At 74.5% G+C, this 16,487-nt stretch carries 14 protein-coding genes; 11 read left to right on the plus strand and 3 right to left on the minus strand.

Annotated features, from left to right (window positions below; translation table 11 throughout):
- Window positions 1-576 precede the first annotated feature (576 nt).
- From AC3CHW_RS27040 to AC3CHW_RS27055, 4 genes are all read left to right on the plus strand, one after another.
- Window positions 577-1,644 carry a C40 family peptidase gene (locus AC3CHW_RS27040; RefSeq protein WP_398607784.1) on the plus strand — a complete coding sequence of 356 codons (1,068 nt, stop codon included), beginning with the start codon at window positions 577-579 and terminating at the stop codon, window positions 1,642-1,644.
- A 439-nt stretch (window positions 1,645-2,083) separates the two neighbouring features.
- Complete coding sequence (locus AC3CHW_RS27045) at window positions 2,084-3,214, plus strand: C40 family peptidase (RefSeq protein ID WP_488468204.1); 1,131 nt, start codon at window positions 2,084-2,086, stop codon at window positions 3,212-3,214.
- A 160-nt stretch (window positions 3,215-3,374) separates the two neighbouring features.
- On the plus strand, window positions 3,375-4,601 hold the full coding sequence (locus AC3CHW_RS27050) for a hypothetical protein (protein WP_488471181.1): 1,227 nt from the start codon (window positions 3,375-3,377) through the stop codon (window positions 4,599-4,601).
- Between the two features lie 67 nt (window positions 4,602-4,668).
- Entirely contained in the window at window positions 4,669-5,811 is a 1,143-nt protein-coding gene (locus AC3CHW_RS27055) for a glycosyltransferase family 4 protein (RefSeq protein WP_488468205.1), read from the plus strand.
- 175 nt (window positions 5,812-5,986) lie between these two features.
- On the opposite strand, the gene AC3CHW_RS27060 is transcribed toward AC3CHW_RS27055, so the two are convergent.
- Window positions 5,987-7,783, minus strand: coding sequence for an AMP-dependent synthetase/ligase (locus AC3CHW_RS27060; protein ID WP_488468206.1), 1,797 nt, complete (start codon window positions 7,781-7,783; stop codon window positions 5,987-5,989).
- 260 nt (window positions 7,784-8,043) lie between these two features.
- Here AC3CHW_RS27060 and AC3CHW_RS27065 point away from each other — a divergent pair, with 260 nt between their 5' ends.
- From AC3CHW_RS27065 to AC3CHW_RS27090, 6 genes are all read left to right on the plus strand, one after another.
- Entirely contained in the window at window positions 8,044-8,823 is a 780-nt protein-coding gene (locus tag AC3CHW_RS27065) for a metallophosphoesterase family protein (RefSeq protein ID WP_381165762.1), read from the plus strand.
- A gap of 101 nt (window positions 8,824-8,924) precedes the next feature.
- Window positions 8,925-9,374 (plus strand): SRPBCC family protein, encoded by a 450-nt coding sequence (locus AC3CHW_RS27070; RefSeq protein ID WP_176161181.1) that lies wholly within the window; start codon window positions 8,925-8,927, stop codon window positions 9,372-9,374.
- 5 nt (window positions 9,375-9,379) lie between these two features.
- Window positions 9,380-10,717 (plus strand): ArsA family ATPase, encoded by a 1,338-nt coding sequence (locus tag AC3CHW_RS27075; RefSeq protein WP_488468207.1) that lies wholly within the window; start codon window positions 9,380-9,382, stop codon window positions 10,715-10,717.
- A gap of 103 nt (window positions 10,718-10,820) precedes the next feature.
- On the plus strand, window positions 10,821-11,405 hold the full coding sequence (locus tag AC3CHW_RS27080; RefSeq protein ID WP_488468208.1) for a DUF5304 domain-containing protein: 585 nt from the start codon (window positions 10,821-10,823) through the stop codon (window positions 11,403-11,405).
- A gap of 56 nt (window positions 11,406-11,461) precedes the next feature.
- Entirely contained in the window at window positions 11,462-12,403 is a 942-nt protein-coding gene (locus tag AC3CHW_RS27085; RefSeq protein ID WP_398607777.1) for an ROK family glucokinase, read from the plus strand.
- Between the two features lie 297 nt (window positions 12,404-12,700).
- Window positions 12,701-13,516 carry an endonuclease/exonuclease/phosphatase family protein gene (locus AC3CHW_RS27090; protein ID WP_488468209.1) on the plus strand — a complete coding sequence of 272 codons (816 nt, stop codon included), beginning with the start codon at window positions 12,701-12,703 and terminating at the stop codon, window positions 13,514-13,516.
- A gap of 133 nt (window positions 13,517-13,649) precedes the next feature.
- On the opposite strand, the gene AC3CHW_RS27095 is transcribed toward AC3CHW_RS27090, so the two are convergent.
- Together AC3CHW_RS27095 and AC3CHW_RS27100 are read right to left on the minus strand one after the other, a co-directional pair.
- Window positions 13,650-14,183: a hypothetical protein gene (locus AC3CHW_RS27095; protein ID WP_387593596.1), complete on the minus strand. Its 534-nt coding sequence runs from the start codon at window positions 14,181-14,183 to the stop codon at window positions 13,650-13,652.
- A gap of 435 nt (window positions 14,184-14,618) precedes the next feature.
- A complete protein-coding gene (locus AC3CHW_RS27100) occupies window positions 14,619-15,407 on the minus strand; it encodes an alpha/beta hydrolase (protein WP_488468210.1) in 789 nt (262 codons plus the stop codon).
- 267 nt (window positions 15,408-15,674) lie between these two features.
- Between AC3CHW_RS27100 and AC3CHW_RS27105 the strand changes: the two genes are divergently transcribed.
- Window positions 15,675-16,475, plus strand: coding sequence for a lysophospholipid acyltransferase family protein (locus AC3CHW_RS27105; protein ID WP_398607774.1), 801 nt, complete (start codon window positions 15,675-15,677; stop codon window positions 16,473-16,475).
- Window positions 16,476-16,487: the final 12 nt, after the last annotated feature.

Below are 16,487 nucleotides of genomic sequence, written 5' to 3' on the forward strand. Positions count from 1 at the left end.
GCGCCGGCGCCCCACCCCCGTCCGCGCCGGGGCCCCGCTCTCGTGGCCGCTGGCGGCCCCGTGCGCGCCCTCGTCCCGTACGGCGTGGGCGGGCCCCGCGTGGGCGCGGTGGGCCGGTGCGCGCGAACGCCCGTCCGCCCTCGCTGGTTTGTCCCTCGGGGCCCGCATGGTGATCAACGCCTCGGTCACCCGCGCCACCGCATCTGACCTGATAGTCGCTCATCTGCCGCTATCTCCGGGCGGATCGGTCAGGTCCCGTCATAGGGCGATCAAGACCGGCATACTCATCGCTCTCTCATGAGCTGTGTGTCAATTCGGGGTGACGGATTGTGTGATGTTGGTAAAGGATGGGCCCGTGAGCCAAGTTTTTTCCCTGTGGGTTTGAACGGATCACGGCGAGGTCACTAAGGTCAGGCCCCGAACCTTCGCGCGGTTGATCACTCATCCGGAGTGGCAGCGGAGGTACCGCCGAGTCCGTGTTGACGGCCGTCCGCCCTGGGCGCTCGCGACGCGGAGCCGGGGTTAGCGCCCCCCGCCACCCGGTAGGCGGCTGGAGGAAGAAGGAGCTCGCCCACTGTGGCGTCCCACCGTCGACCCAAGCAGCCGAGCCGCACTCGGGTAACCGTCCTCACCGCGACCGCCGCCGCTGCCGTCGCCCTCACCTCGCAGGCCGCCCAGGCCGACCCGAAGCCGACCAAGAAGGACGTCAAGGCTCAGGTCGACAAGCTGTACGAAGAGGCGGAGGTGGCCACCGAGAAGTACAACGGGGCCAAGGAGAAGCAGGACACCCTCGAAGAGCAGGTGGACGGCCTCCAGGACAAGGTCGCACGCGGCCAGGAGGAGCTCAACAAGCTGCGCAACGGCCTCGGCTCGATGGCCACCGCCCAGTACCGCTCCGGTGGCGTGGACCCCTCCCTCCAGCTCATCCTCTCCTCCGACCCGGACGACTACCTGGACAAGGCGTCCACGCTCAACCAGGTCACCAGCAAGCAGGCCGGGGCGCTCAAGAAGATCGCCGACAAGCAGCGCACCCTCAAGCAGCAGCGCGAGGAGGCCGGCCTCAAGCTCAAGGACCTGGCCGACACCCGCAAGGCGCTCGGCGACAAGAAGAAGGAGATCCAGGGCAAGCTCTCCAAGGCGCAGTCGCTGCTCAACTCGCTGACCGCGCAGGAGCGCGAGCAGCTCGCCAAGGAGGAGCGGGAGGACCAGGAGCGGGCCAACCGCTCGGCCAACCAGCGCGAGGACCTCGACGCCGACAAGGGCGGCGACTCCGACCCCGTCAAGGACGTCCCGACCTCGGGACGCGCCGGCATCGCCCTCGCCGCCGCGAAGACCAAGATCGGCTCCCCGTACGTCTGGGGCGCGACCGGCCCGAACTCCTTCGACTGCTCCGGCCTCACCGGCTGGGCCTACAGCCAGGCCGACGTCTCGCTGGACCGCACGTCGCAGGCGCAGGCCAACAACGGCACCCGCATCGGGCAGAGCGAACTCCAGCCGGGCGACCTGGTGCTCTTCTACAGCGACCTGCACCACATCGGCCTGTACGCCGGCAACGGCCAGGTGCTGCACGCGCCCAAGCCGGGCGCCAACGTGCGCTACGAGTCGATCAACAACATGCCGTTCCAGTTCGGCGTCCGCATCTGACGCCTCACCCGCTCGCTCCGTCGGCGCCCGTGGCCCCCTCCGGCCCGGGCGCCGCGGCGTACCCGAAGCCCCCGCCGGCCCGCCCCGGCGGCGGCGCGCCCGCCAACCGCCGCCCGCGCGGCCGTGGTTGGCCGCCGGCCGGGCGGCCCGCCCCCGCGTCACGACCGGGTCGCGGCGCGGGCCACCGGGCCGCCCCATCGGCCGAACCCCGGCGGCCACCCGTACGAGGGAATCGCCCGATCCCCGGTTGACCGGCCACCCCGCCGGTGACCTGCGCCTGAGGCGACGGCGCCGGGCGCGGACGGGATGCGGCGCGGCGCACGGTCTTTGGACCCTCCGTGTCCGTGCGGCTACTCTCTGCCGCGCGCGGTCACGCCCTGTCGTACGCCTGTCCGTGGGCGCGGGGGACCGCCGCCAGCGGAAGGGAATGCGGCCTCCAGTGGCGTCCCATCGCCGTACCTCGCCCTCAGCTCATGACCGGCCGGCCCGAGTGGCCATGCTGTCCGCCGCGCTGGCCGCCTCGGCGGTCGCGCTCACCGCGGTCCCGGCCGGCGCCGACCCGGGGGCCCCGTCGTCCGACGCGCACAGCAGTGACGCGCGGAGCAGCGGTTCCAGCGGTCAGAGCAGCGGCCAGAGCAGTGGTCAGAGCACCAGTTCCGCCCGGCGCGCCGTGGAGCGCCTCTTCCACGACGCCGAGCGGGCCACCGAGAAGTACAACCTGGCCAAGGAGCGGTCCGACCAACTCCGCGAGCGGGTCGGCGCGCTGCAGAACAGCGTGGCCCGGGGTCAGGAACGGGTCAACCAGTTGCGCGGGGCGCTCGCCGGGCTCGCCGGCGCCCAGTACCGCTCCGGCGGCGTCGACCCGAGCCTGACCCTGTTGCTCACCGAGGACCCGGACGGTTTCCTCACCAAGTCGGCGGCGCTCGACCGGATCTCCCACCGTCAGGCGGGCCAACTCCGCGTGTTGCACGCGGCGCAGCGCGCCCTGCGGCAGGAGCGCGCCGAGGCCACCGGCAAGCTCGTCGAACTCGAACGCAGCCGGGAGGCGGTGGCCCGGCACAAGCGCGAGGTCACCGCCAAGCTCGCCGCCGCCCGCACCGTGCTCAACGGGCTCACCGAGGCCGAGCGCGCCGCCCTGCGCCGCAGCGAGCGCGCCAAGGAGGAGGACCGCCGGGCCGCCGCGCGGCACGAGCGGCAACAGCCCGCGGGCGGGGCCACCGCCTCCCCGCGCGCCGCCGCCGCGGTGCGCGCCGCGCAGAGCGCCGTCGGCGCCCCGTACGCGTGGGGTCAGAGCGGGCCCGGCTCCTTCGACTGCTCGGGGCTGACCCAGTGGGCCTGGCGGCAGGCCGGGGTGGCCGTTCCGCGTACCTCGCAGGGCCAGGCCGGCGTCGGGCAGCGGGTGCCGCTGAGCCAGGCGCAGCCGGGCGACCTGGTGGTGTACCGCGGCGACGCCAGTCACGTCGGCATGTACGTGGGCGGCGGCCAGGTCATCCACGCCCCGCACCCCGGCGCGAACGTGCGCTACGACCCGGTGGGGATGATGCCCGTGACGTCCGTCAACCGCCCCTGACGGCGCGCCGCGTCGTCCGGTGTTCGCCTGCTGCCGCTCGCGCGCACCCCGTACGATCGACGGCGTGGCGGGCAGGTTGCGGCGGGGTGGACGGTGGGCGGTCAGCGGTGTGGTGGCCGCCCTTGTGGTGTTCACGGCGCTGCTCAGCACGCTGGCGGCGATGGCCGGCTGGGGCGGCGAGTCGGACGGGCCTGACCCGGACGCGCGGGCGATAGAGCGGCTGTTGGAGCGGCGCGCTGACGCGGTCCGCGAGCGGGACGAGGGCGCCTTCATGGCCACCGTCGACCGCGCGGCCGGTCGCTACCGCGCCCAGCAGCAGCGGACGTTCGACAATCTGGCGGAGGTCCCCCTCAGCTCCGTGCAGTACCGTTTCATCCGAAAGGGCGGTTTTCCGCCCGTCGACGGCACCGGCCGAAGGGTCACCGCCCAGGTCGAGATGCGCTACCGGCTCGCCGGCTACGACACCGCGCCCGTCGTCGCCCCCCAACGGCTCACCCTCGCGCAGCGCGGGCACCGCTGGTACGTGGCCGCCGTCCAGGCACCGACGCGCACCGCGCCGGGGGCGGCGGAGCGCGGCGCCGCGCAACTGTGGGACCAGGGCCGGGTCTCGGTGGTCCGCGGCGAGCGCAGCCTCGTGCTCGGGGTCGGGCAGGACCGGCGCTACCTCCAGGGCGTCGCCGCGACCGCGGACAGCGCCGTGCCGAGCGTGCACCGCGCCTGGCGCGGGCCGTGGGCGGGCCGCGTGGTGGTCCTGGTGCCCCGCTCGCTCGCGGACATGGCGGCCCTGCTCGGCGGCTCCGCCTCCGGCTACCGGGGCATAGCGGCGGTCACCACCGGCGAGATCGGCGGCTCGGGCACCGTCCCCGCGGACCGCGTGATCATCAACCCGGAGGCGTACGACGCGCTCGGCGACCTCGGCCGGCAGGTCGTCATGACGCACGAGGCCACCCACGTCGCGACCCGCGCCCACACCTCGGCCAGTACGCCGCTGTGGCTCTCCGAGGGCTTCGCCGACTGGGTCGGCTACCGCGACACCAAGACCTTCCCGCGCCAGGTCGCCCCCGAGCTGACCCGCGCCGTCGAGGGCGGCGACCTCCCCAGCGACCTGCCGCGCGACGCCGACTTCGGCTTCGCGGGGGACGGCAACGTCCTGGCTCAGGCGTACGAGCAGGGCTGGCTCGCCTGCCGGATGATCGCCGAGCAGTGGGGCGAGCGGAGACTGGTCGCCTTCTACCGCGCGGTCGGCAGCGCGCCCGAGCGCGAAGCGGGCGTGCGGGACGCGCTCCGCGACGAACTGCGGGTGAGCGAGAGGGAGTTCGTCCGGCGCTGGCGGGCCTACCTCACGAAGCAGCTCGCCGCGCCCGCCCTGCCACGGGCCGCCTCCTAGCACGGGCGCGCGGACCCGGCTCGCCTGCTGACGTGCGGCGGGGGCGCCTTGGGTACTGTCGGCGGCGATGGACAAGACCCTGATCGTCACGAACGACTTCCCGCCCCGGCCCGGCGGCATCCAGACCTTCCTGCACAACATGGCGCTGCGCCTCGACCCCGCCCGCCTCGTCGTCTACGCCAGCACCTGGAAACGCGGCGCGGAGGGCGCCCGGGCCTGCGCGGCCTTCGACGCGGAACAGCCCTTCACCGTGGTCCGGGACCGCACGACCATGCTGCTGCCCACGCCCCGGGTCACCCGGCGGGCGACGGAACTGCTGCGCGCCCACGACTGCTCGTCCGTGTGGTTCGGCGCCGCGGCGCCGCTCGGGCTGATGGCGCCCGCGCTGCGCGCGGCGGGCGCGCGCCGGCTGGTGGCCACCACACACGGGCACGAGGCCGGCTGGGCCCAACTCCCCGCCGCCCGCCAACTCCTGCGCCGCATCGGCGACGGCACCGACACGCTCACCTACCTGGGCGAGTACACCCGCTCCCGGATCGCCGGCGCGCTCTCCGAGCCGGCCGCGGGCCGCATGGTCCAACTCCCGCCCGGCGTGGACGAGAAGGCGTTCCACCGCGGCTCGGGCGGCGACGAGATCCGGGCCAGGCTCGGCCTCGCCGACCGGCCGGTTGTGGTGTGCGTCTCGCGGCTCGTGCCGCGCAAGGGGCAGGACACCCTGATCCTCGCGTTGCCGCGCATCCTGAGCCGGGTGCCGGACGCGGTGCTCCTGATCGTCGGGGGCGGCCCGTACCGGGGCGACCTGGAGCGGCTGGCCCGGCAGACCGGGGTGAGCGATTCGGTGCGCTTCACCGGCCCGGTGCCCGGCGCCGAACTGCCGGCCCACTACGGGGCGGGCGACGTCTTCGCCATGCCGTGCCGCACCCGGCGCGGCGGGCTCGACGTCGAGGGGCTCGGCATCGTCTACCTGGAGGCGTCGGCGACCGGACTGCCGGTGGTGGCCGGCGACTCGGGCGGCGCGCCGGACGCGGTGCTCGACGGCGAGACGGGCTGGGTCGTACGGGGCGGCTCGGTCGAGGAGAGCGCGGACCGGATCATCGCGCTGCTGGGCGACCCGGAGCTGCGCCAGCGGATGGGCGAGCGGGGCCGCGCCTGGGTGGAGCAGCGCTGGCGCTGGGACCTGCTGGCCGAGCGCCTGACCGAGCTGCTCTGACCGGGCTGCCCTGACGGAGCTGACCGGGCTGCTGCGACCGGGCTGGGAGGGCCGCTGTGACCGGCTGACCGTGCTGACCGTGCTGCGCTGGCCGGGTGGGCGCGGGGCGTGGGCCGTTGGCGCGCCGGTGGTACGCGGGCGTCCGGGCCCCTCGGGGGCCCGGACGGGGCGGGTCTCAGGTGCGGTAGATGGCCTCGATCTCGTCCGCGAAGTCCTTGGCCACCACGTTCCGCTTGAGCTTCATGGACGGCGTCACGTGGCCGGAGTCCTCGGTGAACTGGGTGGCCAGGATGCGGAACTTGCGCACCGACTCGGCCTTGGAGACCGCCGCGTTCCCGTCGTCCACCGCGCGCTGGATCTCGGCCAGCAGCTCCGGGTCGGAGCGCAGCTCGGCGGCGGGCGCGTCGGCGGGCCTGCCCCGCTCGGCCGCCCAGCGCGGCAGGAACTCCTCGTCCAGCGTGATCAGGGCGCCCACGAACGGCCGCGCGTCGCCCACCACCATGCACTCGGCGACCAGCGCGTGCGCCCGGATGCGGTCCTCGATGACGGCCGGGGCGACGTTCTTGCCGCCCGCCGTCACGATGATCTCCTTCTTGCGGCCGGTGATGGTCAGGTAGCCGTCCTCGTCCAGCGTGCCCACGTCGCCGGTGTGGAACCAGCCGTCGGAGAGCGCGTCGGCGGTGGCCGCCTCGTTGTTCCAGTAACCGCTGAACAGGTGCTCGCCGTGCAGCAGCACCTCGCCGTCGTCGGCGATGCGCACCACCGAGCCGGGCATCGGCTGACCGACCGTGCCGATCTTCTGCCGGTCCCAGGGGTTGAAGGTGGTGGCCGCGCAGGACTCGGTCAGCCCGTAGCCCTCCAGGACCGTGAAGCCGATGCCGCGGTAGAAGTGCCCGAGCCGCTCGCCCAGCGGCGCGCCGCCGGAGATCGCGTGCGTGGCCCGGCCGCCGAGCACGGCGCGCAGCTTGCGGAAGACCAGCCGGTCGAAGACCTTGTGCTTGAGCCGCAGCCCGAGCGGCACGCCGCCGGGGGTGTCCAGGGCGCGGCTGTACGCGATGGCGCAGTCCGCTGCCTTGTCGAAGATCTTGCCCTTGCCGTCGGCCTGGGCCTTGGCGCGCGCCGAGTTGTAGACCTTCTCGAAGACGCGCGGTACGCCGAGGATCAGCGTCGGGCGGAAGGCGGCGAGTTCGTCGGTGAGGGTCCTGATGTCGGCGACGTGGCCGAGCTTGATCGGCGCGAGCACGGAGGCGACCTGCACCAGGCGCCCGAAGACGTGTGCCACGGGGAGGAAGAGCAGTACCGACGACTCGTTGGTCTGGAAGATCGGCTTGAGTCGCTCGACGGCGTTGCCGCACTCGGCGAAGAAGCTGCGGTGGGTCAGCATGCAGCCCTTGGGCCGGCCTGTGGTGCCGGAGGTGTACACGATGGTGGCGGGGGAGTCGGCGGTCGCCGCCGCGCTGCGCTCGTCCACGGCCTGGTCGGTGACGCCGTCGCCGGCCGCCGCCAGCGCGCCCACCGCGTCGCCCTCGATCTGCCACACGTGGCCCAGGGAGGGCAGCCGGTCGCGTACGGAGTCCACGACGGCCTCGTGCTCGGGGGTCTCCACCAGGCAGGCCACGGCGCCCGAGTCGCCCAGGATCCACTGCACCTGCTCGGCCGAGCTGGTCTCGTACACCGGCACCGTCACCGCGCCGGCGCTCCAGATGGCGAAGTCGAACAGCGTCCACTCGTACCGGGTGCGCGACATCAGCCCGACCCGGTCGCCGGGGCGCACGCCGGAGGCGATCAGTCCCTTGGCCGCGGACCTGACCTCGGCCAGGAAGGTCGCCGCCGTGACGTCCTGCCAGCGGCCGTCGACCTTGCGTCCCAGCACGGGAACGTCCGGGTGTTGGGCGGCGTTGCGCCGGATGAGGTCCGTCAGATTGCCGTCGGCCGGTACTTCATAGAGGGCCGGGAGGCTGAACTCGCGCAAGACTGCTGCTCCTCGTCGGGCGCCGGCGCCACGTCGCTGTGGCGTGCTGCGTCGGCTGCGGTCCATCAGGCAGAGGTGTAGGACTGCCCGGACGTTACCCATCGGTACGGCTAGGGGATAGGGGTCACGCCTAGATGTTTGATGCGTCACACACTAGGAAGCTGGCTTCGCGCACAGTAGTCCCAAACCCGGGTGACGCGGAAGTAACCGCAGGTGGGGGCCCTTCCGGCGAGCTGCTTAACGGGCATAAGGTGAGCCGCATGCGAGTTCACGTGGTCAGTGATGTGCATGGCAACAGTGCCGACCTCGGCAAGGCGGGGGCCGGCGCCGACGCCCTGGTGTGTCTCGGGGATCTCGTGCTCTTCCTGGACTACGCCGATCACTCGCGCGGCATCTTCCCGGACCTGTTCGGGGTGGAGAACGCGCACCACATCGTGGCCCTGCGCACCGCCCGCCGCTTCGACGAGGCCCGCGACTTCGGCCGCGCGCTCTGGGCGGACCTGGAGGAGCGCACGGGCGGCAGCCGCGAGCAGGCGATCGAGACCGCGGTGCGGGGGCAGTACGCCGAACTCTTCGCCGCCTTCCCCACGCCCACGTACGCCACGTACGGAAACGTGGACATCCCGGCCCTGTGGCCCGACTACGCGGGCCCGGGCACCACGGTCCTCGACGGCGAGCGGGTGGAGATCGGCGGCCGGGTCTTCGGGTTCGTCGGCGGCGGGCTGCGCACCCCGATGCGCACCCCGTACGAGATCGACGACGACGCCTACGCGGCGAAGATCGCCGCGCTCGGCGAGGTGGACGTGTTGTGCACGCACATCCCGCCCGACGTACCGGAGCTGTGCTACGACACGGTCGCCCGGCGCTTCGAGCGCGGCAGCTCCGCGCTCCTTGAGGCGATCCGCGCGACGCGTCCCGCGTACGCCCTCTTCGGCCACGTGCACCAGCCGTTGGCGCGCCGCATGCGGGTGGGCGCGACCGAGTGCGTGAACGTCGGCCACTTCGCCTCGTCCGGCACCCCCTGGGTGTTGGAGTGGTGAGCCGGCGCCGGGCTCATGGGGCGGTCGGTGCGGCGGGCGGCGCGCGATAGCCTTCACCGCAGGCGCACCAGGCGGCGAACGGGTACGGAGGAGCCACGGCGATGGCGGAACACACCAGCTCAAGCATCACGATCGAAGCGGCCCCGGCCGACGTGATGGGGGTGATCGCCGACTTCGACCGCTACCCCGAGTGGACCGGAGAGGTCAAGGAAGCCGAGGTCATCGCCAGGGACCCGCAGGGCCGCGCCGAACAGGTGCGACTGCTGCTCGACGCCGGCGCCATCAAGGACGACCACACCCTGGCGTACACCTGGATCGGCGAGCGCGAGGTGAGCTGGTCCCTGGTCAAGTCCCAGATGCTGCGCTCGCTCGACGGCTCCTACCGGCTCGACCCGCTCGACAGCGGCGCCCGCACCCTGGTCACCTACCAGCTCACCGTGGACGTCAAGATCCCCATGCTCGGCATGATCAAGCGCAAGGCCGAGAAGGTCATCATCGACCGCGCGCTGGCGGGCCTGAAGAAGCGCGTGGAGAGCGCCCCCACGGGCTGACCCGCATGCGCACCGTTCTGATCACCGGCGTCGGCGGCAGCGGACGCACCACCGTCGCCGCCGCCACCGCGCTCGCCACGGCCCGCTCCGGGCAGCGCACGCTGCTGCTCAGCACCGACCGCGCCGGCGCCCTGGACGAGGTCTTCCACCCCGCGGGCCCGGCCCCCGCCGCCGAGCCGACGGCCGAGACCGCGCCCGCGCCCTGGAGCCCGCCGACCGAGCTGGCCCCCCGGCTGTGGGTGGCGCGGATCGCCACGCCGGAGTACTTCCGGTCCGAGCTGGCCGCGGTACAGGAGCGCGCCCGTAGCGTCCTCGACTACCTCGGGGCCAACGCCGTGGCCGCCGAGGAGGCCACCGAACTGCCGGGCGCCGACGCGTTCGCCCTCATGGCCACCCTGCGCGCGGTCCACCAGGCCGCGGACCGCGCCGCCGCCGCCCGCGCGGCCGGCGGGCCCCCGCGCGGCTGGGACGTGCTCGTCGTGGACCTGCCGCCGGCGCCCGAGGCGATCCGCCTCCTCGGCCTGCCCGAGCAACTCGGCCGCTACCTGCGCCGACTGCTGCCCGCCGAGCGCCAGGCGTCCCGCGCGCTGCACCCCATGCTGGCCCAGCTCGCCGGCGTGCCCGTGCCCGCGCAGCGGCTCTACGAGACCTTCGGCCGCTGGCAGGAGGACCTGGCGGCGGTGCGGCGGATCATCGAGTCGGACGCGGTGACCGTACGCCTGGTCGCCGAGCCGGGACCGCTGGCCGCGCGGGCGCTGCGCGCCGCGCGCGCCGGGCTCGCCCTGCACGGCTGCCGGGTGGACGCGGTGATCGCCAACCGGCTGCTGCCGGTCGGCTCCGCCGATCCGTGGCTGGCCGCGGCCTCGGGCCAGCAGCAGGCCGCGCTCAAGGAGCTGCGCGAGGCGTGCGGGCGCGGCCCGGCCGCCCCGGAACACGCCGCCGCCGAGGCCGCCGGCGGCGGGCCGGCCGCCATCCCCGTACGCGAGGTGCCGCACGCCGGCCGCGACCCACGGGGCCTGGCCGACCTCGGGCTGCTCGCGGACGCCGTCGGGCCCGTCGACGCGCGCCCCGACCAGCCCGCCGCCGAGCCGTGGACGGTCGAGGACCGGCTGGCGGACGAGGGACTGCTGGTGTGGCGGCTGCCGCTGGACGGCGCCGAGCGCGACGACCTGTCCCTGGTGCGGCGCGGCGACGAACTCGTCGTCACCGTGGGCGAGTTCCGCCGCGTGCTGCCGCTGCCCTCCGCGCTGCGCCGGTGCACCGTCGCCGGCGCGGGACTGCACGAGGGCGCCCTGCGCGTGCGCTTCGCCCCCGACCCACGGTTGTGGCCCCGCGACCACTGAACGGCACACCGCTGTTCGGGTACCGTCGAAAGAGCCGACCAGACCAGGCCGGGCCGATCGCGCCGGACGGGCCGACGGCCCCGCCGCACCGCAGGAGCCCGCCATGAGCGATGCCACCGAGCGCCCGGACGACGCCGCCAGCGCCCCCGGGCCCGCCTCCCGACCCGGCGCCGACGGCCCCGCCGGCGACCGGCCCCGCCCCGCCGACCAGGACACCCGCGACAGCGAGCCGCGTCAGGCGCCCGACCCGGGCGCCTGGGAGCAGGCGTGTGCCGAGGACCTGGACGCCGAACGCGCCAGGCGACGGGACCGCTACGGACCGCATCAGGTCAGTGCCGCCGAAGAGTTGCGTAAGTTGGCGGAAACAGTGACCAACAAGCTCTCTTCGCTTCAAGGCCCGATTGCTGGCGCCGCCGCCCAAACCGTCGTACGGCAACTGATCGGACAGGCGAAGGCGGTGGTCGAGCCCGTCATCGAGCGCAACCCCGACGTCTTCGACCACCTGGCAACTGCCGGTACGGAGCTGCTCGCTGCTGCTCGGGCCGCGGTCAGCGGACAGGAACAGCGCTGGACCCGGGGCGACGACGAAGCGGCGCGCGGGGCGGCGCCGGAGGCGGCGACGGAGCGCGAAGACGACGACCGCCGAGACGATACGCCTCCAGGAAGTGAACACATCGACCTCGACTGAGCCCGTGCTCCGGTACGGTGGGCCGCAGCGGGGTTCGACCGGAGACTGAGGGACACATGGGACTCACCATCGGCGTCGACATCGGCGGCACGAAGATCGCAGCGGGCGTGGTCGACGAGGAGGGCGCGATCCTGGACACCTGCAAGGTGCCGACCCCGCCCACGCCCGAGGCCGTCGTGGACGCGATCGCGGAGGCCGTGCGCACGGTCAGCGCGCACCACGAGGTGGAGGCGGTCGGCATCGGCGCCGCCGGCTACGTGGACGACAAGCGGGCCACGGTGCTGTTCGCCCCGAACGTCAACTGGCGCCACGAGGCGCTCAAGGACAAGGTCGAGCAGCGCGTCGGGCTGCCCGTCGTGGTGGAGAACGACGCCAACGCCGCGGCCTGGGGCGAGTACCGGTTCGGTGCGGGCCAGGGCCACGAGGACGTCATCTGCATCACGCTCGGCACCGGCCTCGGCGGCGGCGTCATCATCGGCAACAAGCTGCGCCGCGGCCGGTTCGGCGTGGCGGGCGAGTTCGGGCACATCCGGGTGGTCCCGGACGGCCTGCTGTGCGGCTGCGGCAGCCAGGGCTGCTGGGAGCAGTACGCGTCCGGCCGCGCCCTGGTCCGGTACGCGCGCCAGCGCGCCGCCGCGACGCCGGAGAACGCGACGGTCCTGCTCGGCCTCGGCGACGGCACCCCCGCCGGGATCGAGGGCAAGCACGTGAGCCAGGCCGCCCGGAGCGGCGACCCGGTGGCCATCGACTCCTTCCGCGAACTCGCCCGGTGGGCGGGCGCCGGCCTCGCCGACCTCGCCTCGCTCTTCGACCCGTCGGCGTTCATCGTCGGCGGCGGCGTCTCCGACGAGGGCGACCTCGTGCTCGACCCGATCCGCAAGTCCTTCCGCCGCTGGCTGGTGGGCGGCCAATGGCGGCCCCACGCCCAGGTGTTGGCCGCCCAGCTCGGCGGCAAGGCGGGGCTGGTCGGCGCGGCCGACCTGGCCCGCCAGGGCTGACCTCACACCGACGGCGCGCTGCCGCCCCCGCCCACCCGCGCGGGCGGCACCGCGCCGTCGCGTCGTACGCGGCAGGCCGGTGTGCCGCAGGCGTACGCTCGCCCCGCGCCCCGGCGGCGACACTGCCCCGCGCGCGGCTCGAACGGGCCGCCGCCGGCGGGAACTTCCGTCACACCAGCATCGTCGGCACCATGGGGCACGCATCACCAGGCTGCCTCAGCACCACCAGCGTGACCCAGCAGCACGGAACAGCGCACAGCAGATCATCGAGTCCGGTCCCAGTTCTGGAGTGGCGAAGTGACGTTCGCGGCCGTACGGAGTCAACAGCACGACCTGCCCGCCTCGCGCAGGGAGCCGGACGGCTCCGTCGTGGTGCGGGTGCTCAGCTACAACGTCCGCTCACTGCGTGACGCGCCCGGCCAACCGTCCGGCGCCGCCTGCCGCGCGGTGGCCCGGGTCATCCGCGCCACCGCCCCGGACGTGGTGTGTGTCCAGGAGGCGCCGAGGTTCTTCCGCTGGCGCAAGGCGCTCGCCCGGCTCGCCCGCGAGGCCGGCCTGGTGCACGTGACGGGCGGCGCCACCACCGCGGGGCCGGCGATCTTCAGCACGCTGCGGGCCCATGTGGAGCGGACCGAGGAGATCCTGTTGCCCCGCACGCCCGGCGCGCGGCGGCGCGGCGTGGCCGCCGCGGTGCTGCGCTTCGGCGACGTCCGGCTCGGCGTGCTGAGCTGCCACCTCGGCCCGGACGCCGCGGAGCGCCACACCCACGCGGGGGCGTTGCTGTCCCGGCTCGGCGGGCTCGACGCGCCGTACGCGGTGCTCGCCGGCAGCCTCGGCGAGGCGCCGGACGGCCGGGCCTTCCGGCGGCTGACCGACGACCGGTTGCGGGACGCGTGGGCCGAGCGGCCGTGGGGCGGGGAGCACACCGCGCCGCCCGCCGGGCCGCGCGAGCGCGTGGACGCCGTACTGACCACCGGTGGCGTGGAGATTCTCGGCTGTGGCGTGCCGGCCGAACTGCCCGCCGTACGCCCCGCCGACCTGAGCGCGGCGGCCGACCACCTGCCCGTGCTGGCCGCCCTCCGGCTGCCGCACCCCGCGCTGTCCGAGGGCTGACCCGCCGCCCCGACCGGGCCCGGCGGGCTGGGTGCGCTCCGTCGGGGAAGGCCAAGCCCGCGGGCCGGTCGCGGGTCGGGCCGGCCCGCCGGAGGTCCGACGGGCCGGCCGGACCAGACCGGCCCGCCGCCGTTCAGACGACCGCGCCCCGGCCGGGGTCCTCGTCCTCGTCGTCCTCGTCGCCGCGCATCCGCATCACCAGCGTGGCGAAGCCGCCGAGGAAGCCGCCGACCCCCAGGGTCGCGATCCACCAGGTGATCTCCTGGCGCAGCACCACCATCAGCAACAGCAGCAGCGGCCCGCCGAGCACGGCCAGCCAGGCGAAGCGGGCGGTGGTGTCCGCGTGCGGCAGCGGCGGCGGCTCGGGCGGTACGAAATGGCCCTCGTCGCTCGCGTCGAAGTCGTCGTCGGAGGGTTCGTCCGGGGACCAGTCGCGCGGGCCGACGCCCGGCGCGAAGATCACGGAGCCGCCGAGCGCCATGGCCGGCTCCGCCGGGGGCTCGTCCGCCTCCCGGCCGGAGCCACCCGCCGTGCCGAGCGTCTTGTCCGGCTTGCCCGGCGCGATCTCGCGGGTGGGCCCGTTCGCCGCCCGCTCCCGCGCGTCGGCCGACGACCAGGGGGCCACGCCCGGCGGGTCCGGCGGCTCGTCCCCGTAACCCGCGACGATCTCGGCCCACGCCGCCTCCTCGGCCGAGCGCCGGGCCGCGTCGTGCTCCGGCTCCGTGGCGGTCGCGCCCGCCCCGCCACCGCTCGCCGCGCCGTCGCCCGTCGGCTGCTGCGCGGCGGCCGGGCCGGTGGCGGTCTCGGGGCCCGGCGCTCCGTCGCGGGGGGCGAGGTCGCCCGTGGTGCGGTGGGTGTCGCCGGGCGGCCCGTCCTGCGGCTCGGCCGCCCCGGACGCGGACGCCTCGTCGGCCGCCCGCGCGGCCTCGGCCTCGCCGACCGGAGCCGGCGCGCGGTCGGTCGGTGCGTCGGCGGTGGGTTCCTGGGGGCCGGGGGTGGCCGGCCGCTCGTCGGGGGCGCCGGCGTCCGCCGGGTCGTCGGTGTGTGCGTCGCGCTCGGGCACCGGTCCCTGTCCTGCCTCTCCCTCAGCCCGCGGCATGGCTCAACCCACCCGGTCCGGGTGCGGCGCGTCGGCGGGCGACGCCAGGCGGCTGATGAACGCGTGCGTGTCGGCGAAGATCAGTTCCGCGTCGTGGTCCAGCGTGGCCACGTGGAAACTGCGCTCCAGCAGCCGTTCGGTGATGTCCGTGGACGAGACCCGGGCCAGGATGCGCGCCGAGTCCACCGGCGGCACCACGTGGTCCTGCGGGCTGTGCAGCACCAGCAGCGGCTGGGTGACCTGCGCCAGCTCCGCGTCCACGATCCGGAAGAACTGACGCAGCGAGTGCGCGGCGTGCAGCGGCACCCGGTCGTAGCCCAGCTCCTGGCCGCCCGGCTTGGCGATGTCGCTCGCGATGCCCTTGGTCGAGGGGACCAGGTGGCGCACCACGGGCAGCGCCCTGGCCGCCACGTCGTGCATCTTGTTCGCCGGGTTGACCAGGACCAGGCCGCTGATGGTGGCCCCGTGCCGGGCCGCGAGCCGCAGCGCCAGCGTGCCGCCCATGGACAGGCCGCAGACGAAGACCCGCGAACAGCGCGCCGCCAGCCTGCCGAGCTCCCGGTCGACCTCCGCGTACCAGTCCTGCCAGCCGGTGAGCGCCAAGTCCTGCCACCGGGTGCCGTGGCCGGGCAGCAGCGGGAGCGAGACCGCGTACCCGCGCTCGGCGAGCGAGGTGGCCCAGGGCCGGACGGACTGGGGGGAGCCGGTGAAGCCGTGGCAGACGAGGACACCGACGGTGTTTCCGGGGTTTCCCGGGTGGTGGAACGGCTCGGCTCCGGGGGACAGCGGCACCGGGGTCTCCGTTCGGTCAGGGGCCGGGCGCGGCCGGACGGTTGGGACCTCAGCCTACGCGGAGCGCCGCACGTGGGATAGGCCGATCGGTGCGCCGCGCACGGGCCGTACGCGGGGCCCGGGGCGAGCCGGGCCAGGGACGCGGAACCGGGCCGGTTCCGTGGCCTGGCCCGCCGGCCGCCGCCGAACGCGGGCGAGAGGCGTGCCCCGCGGCGGGTTAAGGTCTCCTCGTCGGATACAGGAGGTCCTCGGTTGTTCTACGGCGCAATGAAGCTTTCCATCGGTGGGTCGCTGAAGCTTGCCTTCCGGCCCTGGGTGGAGGGCCTGGAGAACATCCCGGCCGAGGGGCCCGCGATCCTGGCCAGCAACCACCTCTCCTTCTCGGACTCCTTCTTCCTGCCGGCGATGCTCGACCGCAAGGTCACCTTCATCGCCAAGGCGGAGTACTTCACCTCGCCCGGCCTCAAGGGCAGGATGACCGCCGCCTTCTTCAAGGGCGTCGGCCAGCTCCCGGTGGACCGCTCCGGCGCGCGCGGCGCCGGCGAGGCCGCGATCAAGAGCGGCATCGAGGTGCTGGAGCGCGGTGAACTCTTCGGCATCTACCCGGAGGGCACCCGCTCCCCGGACGGCCGGCTCTACCGCGGCAAGCCGGGCGGCCTGGCCAGGGTCGCGCTGGCCACCGGCGCGCCGGTGATCCCGGTCGCGATGATCGACACCGAGAAGATCCAGCCGCCGGGCAAGGTGATGCCCAAGCTCATGCGGCCGGGCATCCGGATCGGCAAGCCGCTGGACTTCAGCCGCTACCACGGCATGGACGGCGACCGGTTCATCCTGCGCTCGGTCACCGACGAGGTCATGTACGAGATCATGAAGCTCTCGGGCCAGGAGTACGTGGACATCTACGCGACCGCCGCCAAGCGGCAGCTCGCCGAGGCCGCCAAGCAGGAGAAGGAAGAGAAGGCGGCCAAGGCGGCGAAGGACGAGGCCGCGAAGGCCGGCAAGCCGGGCCGGACGGGCCGGTCCGGCGCGAAGGACCCGGACGCGGCGGGCCGCAACGAGGCCGAGTAGGCCGGGGGTCGC

This window comes from Streptomyces sp. MGP-BFMKR1, from assembly GCF_057766585.1.